This window comes from Piscicoccus intestinalis NBRC 104926 (genome assembly GCF_001515525.1).
GTDB lineage: Bacteria > Actinomycetota > Actinomycetes > Actinomycetales > Dermatophilaceae > Kineosphaera > Kineosphaera intestinalis.
In genome coordinates this window covers 1-11,926 of sequence record NZ_BCNQ01000138.1, presented here as the reverse complement: position 1 = coordinate 11,926, position 11,926 = coordinate 1, and the positions used below count along the sequence as shown (strand labels likewise).

General features: G+C 72.8%; 14 protein-coding genes. 10 read left to right on the top strand and 4 right to left on the bottom strand.

Going from position 1 to position 11,926, the window contains the following annotated elements:
• Positions 1–626: SIMPL domain-containing protein (locus tag PINTE_RS17310; protein ID WP_068433255.1), on the top strand; the 626-nt coding region annotated here is incomplete at its 5' end.
• Between the two features lie 178 nt (positions 627–804).
• Here the strand turns inward: PINTE_RS17310 and PINTE_RS17305 are convergent.
• On the bottom strand, positions 805–1,419 hold the full coding sequence (locus PINTE_RS17305) for a MerR family transcriptional regulator (protein WP_068433253.1): 615 nt from the start codon (positions 1,417–1,419) through the stop codon (positions 805–807).
• Between the two features lie 79 nt (positions 1,420–1,498).
• On the opposite strand from PINTE_RS17305, the gene PINTE_RS17300 reads away from it, so the two are divergent.
• The 7 genes from PINTE_RS17300 to PINTE_RS17270 all read left to right on the top strand — a co-directional run bounded on the left by PINTE_RS17300 (position 1,499) and on the right by PINTE_RS17270 (position 7,786).
• Positions 1,499–1,981 (top strand): DUF2306 domain-containing protein, encoded by a 483-nt coding sequence (locus PINTE_RS17300; RefSeq protein WP_068433251.1) that lies wholly within the window; start codon positions 1,499–1,501, stop codon positions 1,979–1,981.
• Positions 1,982–2,153: 172 nt separating this feature from the next.
• Positions 2,154–2,822, top strand: a complete 669-nt coding sequence (locus tag PINTE_RS17295; RefSeq protein WP_157087331.1) for a Pr6Pr family membrane protein — start codon at positions 2,154–2,156, stop codon at positions 2,820–2,822.
• Positions 2,823–2,927: 105 nt separating this feature from the next.
• The gene (locus PINTE_RS17290; RefSeq protein ID WP_068433246.1) at positions 2,928–4,169 is read left to right on the top strand and encodes an NRAMP family divalent metal transporter; all 1,242 of its coding nucleotides are present in this window, start codon (positions 2,928–2,930) and stop codon (positions 4,167–4,169) included.
• 31 nt (positions 4,170–4,200) lie between these two features.
• Positions 4,201–4,965: a LamB/YcsF family protein gene (locus tag PINTE_RS17285; protein ID WP_068433243.1), complete on the top strand. Its 765-nt coding sequence runs from the start codon at positions 4,201–4,203 to the stop codon at positions 4,963–4,965.
• A 9-nt stretch (positions 4,966–4,974) separates the two neighbouring features.
• Positions 4,975–5,997: a 5-oxoprolinase subunit B family protein gene (locus PINTE_RS17280; protein WP_068433241.1), complete on the top strand. Its 1,023-nt coding sequence runs from the start codon at positions 4,975–4,977 to the stop codon at positions 5,995–5,997.
• Positions 5,994–6,899: a 5-oxoprolinase subunit C family protein gene (locus PINTE_RS17275; protein ID WP_068433239.1), complete on the top strand. Its 906-nt coding sequence runs from the start codon at positions 5,994–5,996 to the stop codon at positions 6,897–6,899. The genes PINTE_RS17280 and PINTE_RS17275 overlap by 4 nt, the downstream gene beginning before the upstream one ends.
• Before the next feature lie 71 nt (positions 6,900–6,970).
• Positions 6,971–7,786, top strand: coding sequence for a putative hydro-lyase (locus PINTE_RS17270; RefSeq protein ID WP_068433259.1), 816 nt, complete (start codon positions 6,971–6,973; stop codon positions 7,784–7,786).
• Between the two features lie 101 nt (positions 7,787–7,887).
• On the opposite strand, the gene PINTE_RS17265 is transcribed toward PINTE_RS17270, so the two are convergent.
• Complete coding sequence (locus PINTE_RS17265) at positions 7,888–9,027, bottom strand: YihY/virulence factor BrkB family protein (protein ID WP_084343732.1); 1,140 nt, start codon at positions 9,025–9,027, stop codon at positions 7,888–7,890.
• Between the two features lie 185 nt (positions 9,028–9,212).
• On the opposite strand from PINTE_RS17265, the gene PINTE_RS17260 reads away from it, so the two are divergent.
• Both PINTE_RS17260 and PINTE_RS17255 read left to right on the top strand, forming a co-directional pair.
• Complete coding sequence (locus tag PINTE_RS17260) at positions 9,213–10,067, top strand: methylenetetrahydrofolate reductase (RefSeq protein ID WP_084343735.1); 855 nt, start codon at positions 9,213–9,215, stop codon at positions 10,065–10,067.
• 64 nt (positions 10,068–10,131) lie between these two features.
• Entirely contained in the window at positions 10,132–11,013 is an 882-nt protein-coding gene (locus PINTE_RS17255) for a homocysteine S-methyltransferase family protein (RefSeq protein WP_068433237.1), read from the top strand.
• 68 nt (positions 11,014–11,081) lie between these two features.
• On the opposite strand, the gene PINTE_RS17250 is transcribed toward PINTE_RS17255, so the two are convergent.
• Together PINTE_RS17250 and PINTE_RS17245 are read right to left on the bottom strand one after the other, a co-directional pair.
• Positions 11,082–11,480 carry a VOC family protein gene (locus PINTE_RS17250; protein WP_068433235.1) on the bottom strand — a complete coding sequence of 133 codons (399 nt, stop codon included), beginning with the start codon at positions 11,478–11,480 and terminating at the stop codon, positions 11,082–11,084.
• A gap of 51 nt (positions 11,481–11,531) precedes the next feature.
• Positions 11,532–11,926 (bottom strand): helix-turn-helix domain-containing protein (locus PINTE_RS17245; protein WP_157087330.1); only part of this gene is annotated, 395 nt, incomplete at its 5' end.

The following is an 11,926-nucleotide window of genomic DNA, read 5'->3' as shown; positions in this document are numbered from 1 at the left end:
CGCAGTCGACCGCGCAGCGGGCCGGCGCGGCGCTGGAGCGGGTGCGCGCCGACCTCGCCGAGTTCGAGCGCCCTGAGCCGCCGCAGCCGTCGCCGCCGTCGCAGCGGCCGGCGGTCGCGTGGTCGTCGGTGCAGCCGATCCTCACCTCGCGGTACCGCGACCACGCCGATCGGGTCGTCCACACGGCCTACGCACACATCAGTGTGCAGTTCGTCGACGTGTCGGCGCTCGCGGCCGCGGTCTCCCGGTGGGCCGGGTTGGCGGAGGTCGAGATCGACGGCGTCGAGTGGAGCCTGACCGACGCGACCCGCGAGCGGATCGAGGTCGCGGTGCTCACCGAGGCGGTCGAGCGCGCGAAGACCCGCGCGACGACGATGGCGCACGCCGCCGGCGCCCTGCACGTGCAGTTCGTCGGGATCGCCGACCCCGGGCTGCTCGGGGCCCCGGTGGAGCCGGGCCGCGCCGGTTTCTCCGGGAGCCTCGGCGACCTGCGCGGGCTGGCCCAGCGCGCCGAGCTCGTCGGCGCGGTCGGTGCGGTCGGCGACGCCGGCGGCGACCCGACTCCGCAGGACATCGTCATCGAGGCCACCCTGCACGCCCGCTTCACCGCACGTAAACGACCCTGAGAACTGCGTGTCGTGATGAGAACTGCAGTCCGTGTCGCAGTCCTCACCACGACACGCAGTTCTCAGCGGCTTCGGGGGGCGGGTCGGCGGGTCGGCGGGGTCGGCGGGGTCCAGGGGGTCGGCGGGGTCAGCGGGCCCAGCGGGGTCAGGGGTCGGCAGGTCAGCGGGCTCAGCGCGGTCAGCTGATCGTGGTGCCGCCGGCGTGGGCGGCCTGGGCGACGGCGACGAGACGCAGGAGCAGGCGCCCGAAGCTGTGTACGCCCACCGCTGTGACGAGCACCGCCTCGTCGCGGCTGGTGGTCGCGCCGACGTTGGCGAGGTCGAGGCGCGCGACGGAGTCGGCGGCGTCGGCGTACACCTGCAGGATTTGCTCGTTGACGCCGACTCCGAGGGTCGACATCGACGCGGCATGGGAGGCCAGCGCGGCCCGCACCGGACTCGAGGTTTCCCAGCCCCGGTCGTGCAGGAGCCGAGTGATCGCGGGCGGTTCGCCGGCCGGCTCGGGCTCGTCGTCGGGCAGCGCGAGCGCCAGCAGCTGCGCGTGCCCGAGCAGCGTCGGCAGGGGGACGCTCGGGTCGTCGACGCGTCGCAGCAGGTCCGCGATCCGGCCGATCGGGGCCCCGAGCACCCCGCGCAGCGCGCCGATGAGCAGGAGTCGGCGCACGTGCCGCTCGTCGTACTCGGCGAGGCGGGCGTTGACGGCGCGACCCGCGGGCAGGAGGCCCTCGCGCAGGTAGTACTTGATCGTGGCCGGCGAGGTCTGCGTGGTGGCGGCCAGTTCGGCGAGGCGCATCGATCCTCCTGGTGGATAGTGCGTCGCGGCACTGCTATCTACGTTGGCAACTAGAGGATAGTGCGAGTATCTTCTGGCCATGGACAGCACCTGGCTCATCGCGACGCACGCGATCGCCGCCTCCGTCGTGCTCGTGCTCGGCCCGGTCAACCTCCTGCGCCGGCGCCGCGACGCCGCCCATCGCGCGCTCGGGCGCGTGTGGGCCGCGGCGATCCTGCTCACCTGCGCCACGTCGTTCGGCATCCACCCGCACGGCTTCTCGTGGCTGCACGGCCTGTCGGTGTTCACCCTCGTGTCGGTCAGCGCGGGCGTGGCCGCGATCCGCCGGGGCGACGTCTCGGCGCACCGGGCGAACATGGCCGGCTGCTACCTCGGCACCCTCATCGCCTTCGGCTTCGCCTCCCTGGCCCCGAACCGGCTCATCGCGCGGATGGCCGTCGAGGAGCCGGTGACCCTGCTGGGGGTCGTCGCCGTCGTCCTCGCCGGCTGCGCGCTCGTGCTGAGCGTCGTGTTGGGCCCCGTCGGCCGCCGCCGGGCCGCTCCGGCGGTCCCGACCCGGTAAGTCCGCCGCGGTCACCCGACGCCGGTCGCTCGACGCCGGAGGATCCGACGCCGGTGAGCCGTAGGCCGACACCTGCAGGCTCCGGAGACGCGGCTCACGACGTCGCTGGGCGGTCATCGGCTGCTGACCTGCGAGGATCGTGCCCGGATCCGATCGATCGGAAGGGGTGGCGATGCGACAGTCGCGGGCGCGGATCGCCCACGCGGTCACCGCGCTTCTCGCGTGGGCGGGGGTGGCGATGACCGTGGTCATCTCGGCGCTCGGGGCCTACGAGCGCGGATTCTGGGAGCCGCACCTGTACGGCATCCACCCCGACGGGGCGGCGGGAGTGCTCTCCCGGCTCGGCGACACCCTCAGCTACTTCACGATGTGGTCGAACATCGTCGTCGCGCTGAGCGCCACTCTCCTCGCGCTGGCTCCGCGGACCGTGACACCGGCTCGGCGGGCGCTGCGCCTGTCCGGGCTGCTCATGATCACGATCACTGCGATCGTCTACGCGCTCATCCTGGCTCCCGACGACGTGGTGGTCGGCTGGTCGCGCATCACCAACCCCCTCCAGCACCTCGTCGTGCCGGGCGTCACCCTGCTGGTCTGGCTCGTCTGGGGACCGCGCGGATGGTTCACCATGCGGACCGTCGCCGCGAGCCTGGTAATTCCCCTGGCCTGGGTGGCCTGGATGCTCGGCCGTGGCGCGGTCATCGACGCCTACCCCTACGGCTTCGTCAACGTCGCGACCCTCGGATACCCCCGAGTCGCCCTGACCCTGCTGGTCATTCTCGGGTTCGCGCTGTTGGTCGCCGCCGCCTTCCGGCTCGTGGATAGGCTGCTGCGCAGACCGTGACACTCCGGGCGCGCCGTCAGCCTCGACGGGCTCGCCGCGATCTTGTCGGTGTTCGCCGCTACACTCCCCGGCATCCTCAGCGAGTGTGTGAGAAAGGGGGCCGACATGCCGCCACCCACCGGCTCACCGGAACCGTCCGGCGTCGATTCTCGTGTCGCGCCGGCAGGTTCGACGCGCAGCGCCGTGCTCGGCGCGATGTTCCTCATGGCGACCAGCGCCATCGGGCCCGGGTTCATCACCCAGACCACGGCGTTCACGATCCAGCTCGGCGCGGCGTTCGCGTTCGCCATCCTCGCCTCGATCGTCGTCGACATCGCGGTGCAGCTGAACGTGTGGCGGGTCATCGGCGTCGCCGGGGTGCGCGCCCACGAGCTCGCCCACGAGGTGCTCCCCGGCCTCGGATACGCGCTCGCGGCCCTCGTCGTGGCCGGCGGCCTGGTGTTCAACATCGGCAACATCGCCGGCACCGGTCTCGGCATCGACGCGATGCTCGGGGTCGACCCGGTGATCGGCGGCATCGTCTCCGCCGCCATCGCCATCGCGATCTTCCTCGTCAAGCGGGCCGGCATGGTGCTCGACCGGCTCGTCGTCGCCCTCGGTGTGCTGATGATCGGGTTGACGACGTATGTCGCGGTGACGTCGGGGCCGCCGGTCGGGCAGGCGCTGCGCAACGCCGTGCTGCCGCAGACCGTCGACTTCCTCGTCATCACCACGCTCATCGGCGGCACCGTCGGGGGGTACATCACGTATGCCGGTGCGCACCGGCTCCTCGACTCGGGCATGACCGGCGCCGACAACGCGCCGCACATCGCCCGCAGCTCGGTCATCGGCATCATCCTCACCGGCGTCATGCGGGTCGTGCTGTTCCTGGCGATCCTCGGGGTCGTCGCCGCCGGCGCGAGCCTCGACCCGGCCAACCCCGCCGCGAGCGCCTTCCGCGTCGCCGCCGGTGAGGTGGGCCTGCGGATGTTCGGCATCATCCTGTGGGCGGCGGCGATCACCTCGGTCATCGGCGCGTCGTACACGTCGGTCTCGTTCCTCACCCGCAGCTCGACGCCCGAGCGCACCCGCAACCTGCTGACCGTGGCGTTCATCGTCATCGGCACCGTGCTGTACGTCACGCTGGGCAAGGCGCCGGTCACTCTGCTCATCTTCGCGGGGGCCTTCAACGGGGTCATCCTGCCGCTGGGGTTCACCGTCATCCTGTGGGTCGCCTGGCGGCGGCGCGACCTGCTGCACGGCTACCGCTATCCGGCCTGGTTGCTCGGAGTCGGGGTGCTCGCTTGGGTGCTCACGCTGTGGCTGGGCGCGCAGTCGCTCGGCGGCCTCGCCGCCCTGTGGTCATGACGACGCCGATGACGACACCGAAGGAGCCGACATGAGCGAGCTGGTCGTCGACCTCAACGCCGACCTCGGGGAGTCGTTCGGGCAGTGGCGGCTCGGCGACGACGACGCGATGCTGGCGATCGTCACGAGCGCCAACGTCGCGTGCGGTTTCCACGCGGGCGACCCGCTGACGCTGCGGCGCACGGTCGCGGCCGCGGCGGAACACGGCGTCACCGTCGGGGCCCAGGTCGCCTATCCCGACCTCATGGGTTTCGGGCGCCGGTTCGTCGACGCCACCGTCGAGGAGCTGAGCGCCGACATCCTCTATCAGATCGGTGCCCTGGAGGCCATGTGCCGGGCGGCTGGCAGCCGGGTCGCGTACGTCAAGCCGCACGGCGCGCTGTACAACACGGCCGTGCATCACGAGCAGCACGCCCAGGCGGTGCTGGAGGCGGTTTCCGCCTACGACCCCGGGTTGCCGATCCTCGGGTTGCCCGGTTCGGCGCTGCTGCGCCGAGCGCGGGAGGCGGGGCTCACGGCGGTGCCCGAGGCGTTCGCCGACCGGGGATACACCCCGGCGGGCACCCTCGTCTCCCGGCGCGAACCGGGGGCCCTGTTGCACGACCCCACGGAGGTCGCGGCGCGGATGGTGCGCCTGGTCACCGACGCGTTGATCACGGCCGCCGACGGCACGGACGTAGCCGTGCGGGCCCGCTCCATCTGCACCCACGGTGACAGTCCCGGGGCCGTCGACATGGCCCGCGCGGTGCGGGCGGCCCTGATCGAGGCGGGCGTCACCGTTCGTTCGTTCGTCTGAGGAGGAGACATGGAGCTACGACTGCTGCCGTGCGGGGAGCGCGCGGTGCTCGTCGAGGTGAGCGACCTCGACGCGGTCCTCGCCCTGCACGCGGCGGTCACCGCGCGCATCGCGCAGGAGGGGGCGCCCGATCCCTCGCCCGGCTCGACGACCGAACCCCTGCCCGGCGGACCAGCTGTCTCCCGGGGTGGGCCGGCGCACGGCGTCGACTCGAGTCCCGTGGTCGGTGTGAGCCTGGACGACCGGCGTACCGACGGGCCGCGGCCGGACGACCTGTCCGGTGACGACGTCGACGACTTCGTCGTCAGCGCCGACATGGCGAGCCTGGAACGCGAGGAGCTCGGATTGCACGCCGGCTCGCACGAGGCCGACGACGCGGGCGAGGGTGACGGCTCGGACGCGGCGGGGCGACTGTGGAGCCAGGTGCTCGACCTCGTGCCGGCGGCCCGCACCCTGCTCGTCACCGTGGAGACGGCGGCGATCCTGCCGCGCCTGCGGCGCGAGCTGGAGGCGATCGCCGAGGACCTGGCGCCCGAGCCACCCGAGCGGAGTGACGACCGGACGGTGACGATCCCGGTCGCCTACGACGGCCCGGACCTCGCGGAGGTCGCGTCGCTGACGGGCCTGTCCGAGCAGGAGGTCGTCGAGGCGCACACGGGCACGCCGTGGCGGGTCGGCTTCGGGGGGTTCGCGCCCGGGTTCGCCTACCTCGTCGACGGCGACCCCCGACTCGACGTGGCCCGCCGAGGCGAGCCGCGCACCAAGGTCCCGCCCGGCGCCGTCGGGTTGGCCGGCACCTTCAGCGGGGTCTACCCGCGCAGTTCGCCCGGTGGCTGGCAGCTCATCGGGCGCACCGATGTCGTGCTGTGGGACGAACAGCGCGACCCACCCGCCCTGCTGCGACCGGGATGGTCGGTGCGGTTCGAGGCGGTCGACGCGGCCGACGTGGTCGACACGGTCGACACGGACGACGCGGACGACACTGACGACGCCGGGAACGCCGACGGCGACGAGGTCGGAGGGGCGCGATGAGCGGGTTGCACGTGCGGCGAACGGGGGCGCTGACCCTCGTGCAGGATCTGGGCCGTCCGGGCCTGGCGGCGCAGGGCGTGAGCCGGTCCGGCGCCGCCGACATGCGCTCCTACCTGCTGGGCGGGCGCGTGCTCGGGCACGACTTCGACAACGACCATCCGGGCGTCGGCGCGTGTGGCCCGGCTGCGCTGGAGGTGCTCCTGGGTGGCTTCGAGGCGCGCGCGGACGGAGACCTCACGGTGGCGATCACCGGGGCGCCCGCGCCGGCGTTCATCGACGGCCGCAGGGTGCACGCCAACGGTCCGGTGCGGTTGCACGACGGCCAGGTGCTGCGGCTCGGCCGGCCCGCGACCGGGCTGCGGACCTACGTGTCGGTGCGCGGCGGCTTCGACGTGGAGCCGGTGCTCGGGTCGCGGTCCCGCGACACGCTGGCGGGCATCGGCCCGGAGGTCGCCGACGGCAGCTACCTGCCGGTCGGGCGCGCCCCGTCCGACCCGCAGCCGGTCGTCGACCAGGTCGCGGTCTTCCAGCCGCATCCCGAGGTGCTCGAGCTCGACGTGACCCCCGGTCCGCGGGGCGGCTGGCTCGCCGACCTGCTGCAGCTCAACGTGGCCACCTGGGAGGTGTCCGAGCGCAGCGACCGGGTCGGGGTGCGGCTGCACGGGGAGCCGCTGGAACGGACTCCCGAGCTGGTCGGGGTGGAGCTGCCCAGCGAGGGGGTGGTGCGCGGGGCGGTGCAGGTGCCGGCCGGGGGTCAGCCGGTGCTGTTCCTCGCCGATCACCCGGTGACCGGTGGCTATCCGGTGGTCGGGGTGCTCACCGCAGCGGCCGTCGACCTTGCGGCGCAGGCGGTGCCGGGTCAGCGAGTCCGGCTCCATCTGCCCGACACGACGGCCTACTAGTGAGCCGCTGCGACCGGGCGCAGGTGAGCGGGTCGAACGAAGAACGCGCAGATGGGCGGGAGAACACCGAGATGAGCGTGACCAACGCGGAGGGCTCGGCGGCGGCATCAAGCGGTACCGCGGCGACGCCCGAGCAAGCGCGGGCGCGGTTCGCGGCGGGGCTGGTCACCCAGACGTCCGGCTGGTGCGCCGGGTGGACGCAGGCGAACGTCATCGCGCTGCCCCGGGATCTCGCGTTCGACTTCCTGCTGTTCGCCCAGCGCAATCCGAAGCCGTGCCCGGTGCTCGACGTCTTCGAGCCGGGTGAGGTGGGCGGCGCGTTGCTCGCCGGTGACATCCGCACCGACGTGCCCGCCTACCGGGTGTACGAGCGGGGTGTGCTCGTCGAGGAGTGTGCCGAGGTGCGGCATCGTTGGCGCGACGACCTCGTGACGTTCCTGCTCGGGTGCAGCTTCACGTTCGAGCACGCGCTGCGGGAGGCGGGGGTGCCGGTGCGGCACATCGACGCGGGCCGCAACGTCGCGATGTACACGACGAACCGGCCGTGTCGGCCCACCGCGCGCCTGGCCGGTCCGCTGGTGGTGTCGATGCGTCCGGTGCCGGCCGATCGGGTGGCCGACGCGGTGCGCATCACGGCCCGCTACCCCGGTGTGCACGGGGCGCCGGTGCACGTGGGTGATCCGGCGGCGCTCGGCATCGGTGATCTCGCCCGGCCGGATTTCGGTGACCCGCCGGACGTCCGCGACGGCGACGTGCCCGTGTTCTGGGGGTGTGGCGTCACGCCCCAGGCGATGGTCATGGCCACGCGCCCGGAGCTGGCGATCAGTCATTCGCCCGGCCACATGCTCATCACCGACCGCCGCGACGCCGAGTACCTCGTGCCGTAGGCGCGGCGGAGTGGTCGTGCCGTAGGCGCGGCGGGGTGCTCGTGCCGTAGGCGCGAACGAATACCTCTGTCCCGTAGGCGCGGCGGAGGGAGGCGTGAGGCTCAGGCGCTGGGGCCGGCGGTGCCGGTGGAGGGCTCGATGCGCTCGGCCGGCTCGGCGGGGTTCGCGGTGCCGTTGCCGGTGGCGGCGGCGAGGGCGGCGCGGTCGCGGTCGAAGCGTGGGTCGGTGGGTTTGGGGATGATCGTGCCGGTCACGGGGTGGTGGGCCCATTCGAGGGTGTGCGGCGCCGACATCGTCACGTAGTTCGGGGTCTGGGAGGCGTAGACGGTGGCCGGGTGCACCGGCACGTGGGCAGGCGGCGGGTTGGCGGTCCAGGCGGCGGTGAACAGCAGCCAGCGCATCGCGAGGTTGATCCAGACGAGCAGGGTTCCGACGGCCGCCGCGGAGGCGAGCAGCGGGTTGTCGGACAGGCCGATGATGCTGGTGCCGCCGAGCCGCAGCACGCCCAGGCCCACGGCGCCGATGATCATGCCCTGGATCAGGTCGCGCCGGGGCACCCGCACCCGCGCGGTGAAGCGGAAGATCAGGGCCACCAGCAGCGCGTCGAGCGCCCCGGCGAGCAGCACCGCGGCGACCTGCAACAGCACGTAGCTGAAGGTCTCGTCGACGGATAGCCAGTGCAGCACCTGTTCGCTGAGGAAGGTGACGGCGCTGACGAGGGCCGAGGAGACGATGATCGCCACGCTGAGCGCGAGGAAGGCGGCCAGGTCGATGGCCTTGCCCATAGCGAACGGCAGTGGCGCCCCACCCAGGCCGAACATCTGGCGCACGGTGCGCCGCATCCCCGTCATCATCGTCGCCGCGCCCCACAGGACGACGACGGTGGAGACCAGCGCGGTCAGGCTCCATCCGGGCGCTCGGATGAGGGTGGCGGCGGGGATGAGCCCGTTGTTGGAGCCGTCGTTGATGAGCGCCGGAACGACGTCGTTGACGACGTCGATGATGAGCGCGATGAGCTCGGGGCGGTCGCCGAGGAAGGCCCGGGCCAGGCTCACGAGGATCGTCAACCCGGCCGTCAGCGAGATCATCGCGGCGAAGGTCACGCCGCCGGCGCCCAGCCCGCCCCAGCACACCGAGAACCGCAGGGCGGCGCGCACGATCCGGGGCTGCCGCCCGGCGTGCAGCGCGCGGAACCACCGGTCGCGTACCGAGTCGGTCAGCGCCAGGCGTCGGGAGGTCATACCCGCATCTTTGCGCGCGCCGGGCCGCCCGCACCATCCGGATCATGCGGCCCGGAGCCAGCCCCCGACACCAGCGTTTCGTGTGCGTTACGCCTCGTCCGCGGTCGCTCGAATCTCTTGTCGGCGGCCCGGTAGGGGCTCTACGCTGATCTCACTGTGGTGCGTATAACGAAACGAGTTGCATGATGAGCAACGAATTCCCCTCGATGAAGACCGGGCACATGCTGGAGGGGGCGCGGTACGAAGTGCTGCCGACGGCCAAGATCGTCGATCAGGTACTCGCCCATGTGCCTACCGAGGTCACGGTCACGGTGACGGCCTCCCCCGTGAAGAGCCTGCAGGACACCCTCGACGTGGCGAGCCGGCTCGCGGGGGCGGGCTACGACGCCGTGCCGCACCTGGCCGCGCGGATGGTCAGCGGCCCCGCCGAGTTGAAGGACATCGTCGAGCGCCTCCAGGAGAGCGGCATCCGCAAGGTCTTCGTGCCGGGCGGTGACGCCCCCGAGCCCGCGGGCGACTACCTGTGCGCGCACGACCTGCTCGTCGACCTGCGCGAACTCGGCGACCCGTTCGAGCACGTCGGCATCGCCGGCTACCCCGAATCGCACCCCACGATCGATGACGACATCATCATTCAGGCCATGTGGGACAAGCGGAAATACGCCACCCACGTGGTCTCGAACATGACGTTCGACGCCGAGCAGCTGGGAGTGTGGCTGGAGCGGATCCGCCGCCGCGGCGTGCGGCTGCCCGCGATCGTCGGGGTCGCCGGCCCCGTCGAGCGCGCCAAGCTGCTCGGCATGGCCACGAAGATCGGCGTCGGGGAGTCGGTGCGCTTCCTGCGCAAGCAGAAGAACGTCTTCGCGCGCATCGCCGCACCGGGCTTCTCCTCCGACCGGTTCGTCACGCGGGTCGCGGCCCTGGGCACCAACGAGGCGCTGGCGATCGAGGGTCTGCACATCTACACGTTCAACCAGGTCGAGGTCGTCGAGACGTGGCGCCGGCGGCTGCTCGAACAGCTGGCGAGCGAGGTCCGGTGAGCGGGCCGCGAGGGCGTGGACCGAGGGCGGCGACGACGGTGGCGACACCTAGGCTGGGCGCGTGATGACGAACCGATTCGCGGAACTCCTGGGCGAGCGCGCCCCCGTCTTCGACGGTGGCTACGGCTGGCTCCTGCAGGAGCGCGGTCTGCCCCCCGGCGAGTGCGCCGAGATGTGGAACATCGAGCAGCCGGAGACGATGTCGGGCCTGCACGAGGAGTACGCGCAGGCCGGCGCGAGCGTGCTGACGACGAACACCTTCGGCGGCACGGCGCCGCGGCTGGCGATGCACGGCCACGAGGAGCTTGTCGAGGAGACCAACCGCGCGGGCGCGGCGCTGGCCCGCGAGGTGGCCGACCGGCACGGCATCCTCGTCGCCGGTGACATCGGCCCGACGGGTGAACTGCTCGAGCCGATGGGCGCCATGTCGGCCGACGAGGCGCGCGAGTTGTTCGCCGCGCAGCTGCGCGGGCTCCTGGCCGGCGGCATCGACCTCGTGCTCGTCGAGACGATGAGCGACCTCGCCGAGGCCACGCTCGCGATCGAGGTGGCCCGCGAGCTGGCTCCGCAGTTGCCGATCGTCGCGACCATGTCGTTCGACACCAACCTGCACACGATGATGGGCGTGGCCCCCGCCGACGCGATCACCCGGCTGTCCGCGGCCGGCGCCGACGTCGTCGGGGCCAACTGCGGCCGCGGGCCGGAGGAGATGAGCGTCATCGCCGAGCAGCTCGTCGCGGCCCGTCCCGACGGCGTCCTCGTCATCGCCCAGTCGAACGCCGGCCTGCCGCACCTGGAGGGCGCCGACTTCGTCTACACCGTCGGCCCCGCCGAACTCGGTGAGCACGCCCGCGAACTGCGCGACGCCGGCGTCGACGTCATCGGCTCCTGCTGCGGCTCCTCCCCGGAGCACACCAACGCGATCCGCGCCGCCGTCACCGCCTGAGGTTCGGCACCTTCGGCGGCGGCGCGCCGCGCCCCGAAGCCGACGCGTGCCGGTGCCGGCGGAGCCGGTCAGCCCCAGATCGCGACGCAGAACGGGTGACCGGCGGGGTCGAGCAGCACGACCCACTTGCCAGCGGCCTCCGGCGGCTGCGGGTCGGCCAGCGCGGCGCCGAGTTCCTGGGCGCGCGCGGCGGCCGCGTCGAGGTCGTCCGTCGACAGGTCGAGGTGGAACTGCTTGGTGCCGGCCTGCGACCACTGCGGCGCCCGGTACTGGGGGTCGCGGCCGAAGCCGAGCGTGACGCCGCCGGCGGTCACCATCGAATAGTCGCCCTCGTCGTGCGCGATCTGCCCGCCGAGCAGTTCGCTCCAGAAGCGGGCCATCGCGTGGGCGTCGTCGCAGTCGATCGTCACCATCGCCAGCGCCGCCACGGGCGCGCTCGACGGGGTGGAGGCGGTGTCGTTCGTCATGCACCGCACGGTAGGGCCCGCGCGCCGCGCAGTTCTTGAATGAATCGGACCTCACACCCGCACGACGGCGCCGTCTCCGTGCCAGTCCGCCGACCGGGATGCGAGCAGGCCGCGCGGAGTCAGCCCGCACAGCCGCCGCACGTCGCGCGACAGGTGCGCCTGGTCGGCGTAGCCCGCCCCAGCCGCCAGCTCGGCGAGCCGCAGGGCCGGGTGCGCCTTGTGCAGGGCGAGGAAGCGCTGCACGCGCAGGATGCGCCGCAGCACGGCCGGCCCGTAGCCGAACGCCTCGAGCGAGCGCCGGTGCAGCTGCCGCGGCGTGACCCCGAGCCGGTCCGCCAGCGGCGCCAGCCCGTCGCTGCGTTCGATGAGCCCCTGCACGGCCGGCGGCGGGCTCGCCATCGAGACGCGCGAGCCGGCCGACCCGCGCGACCCGGCCGACCCCGCTG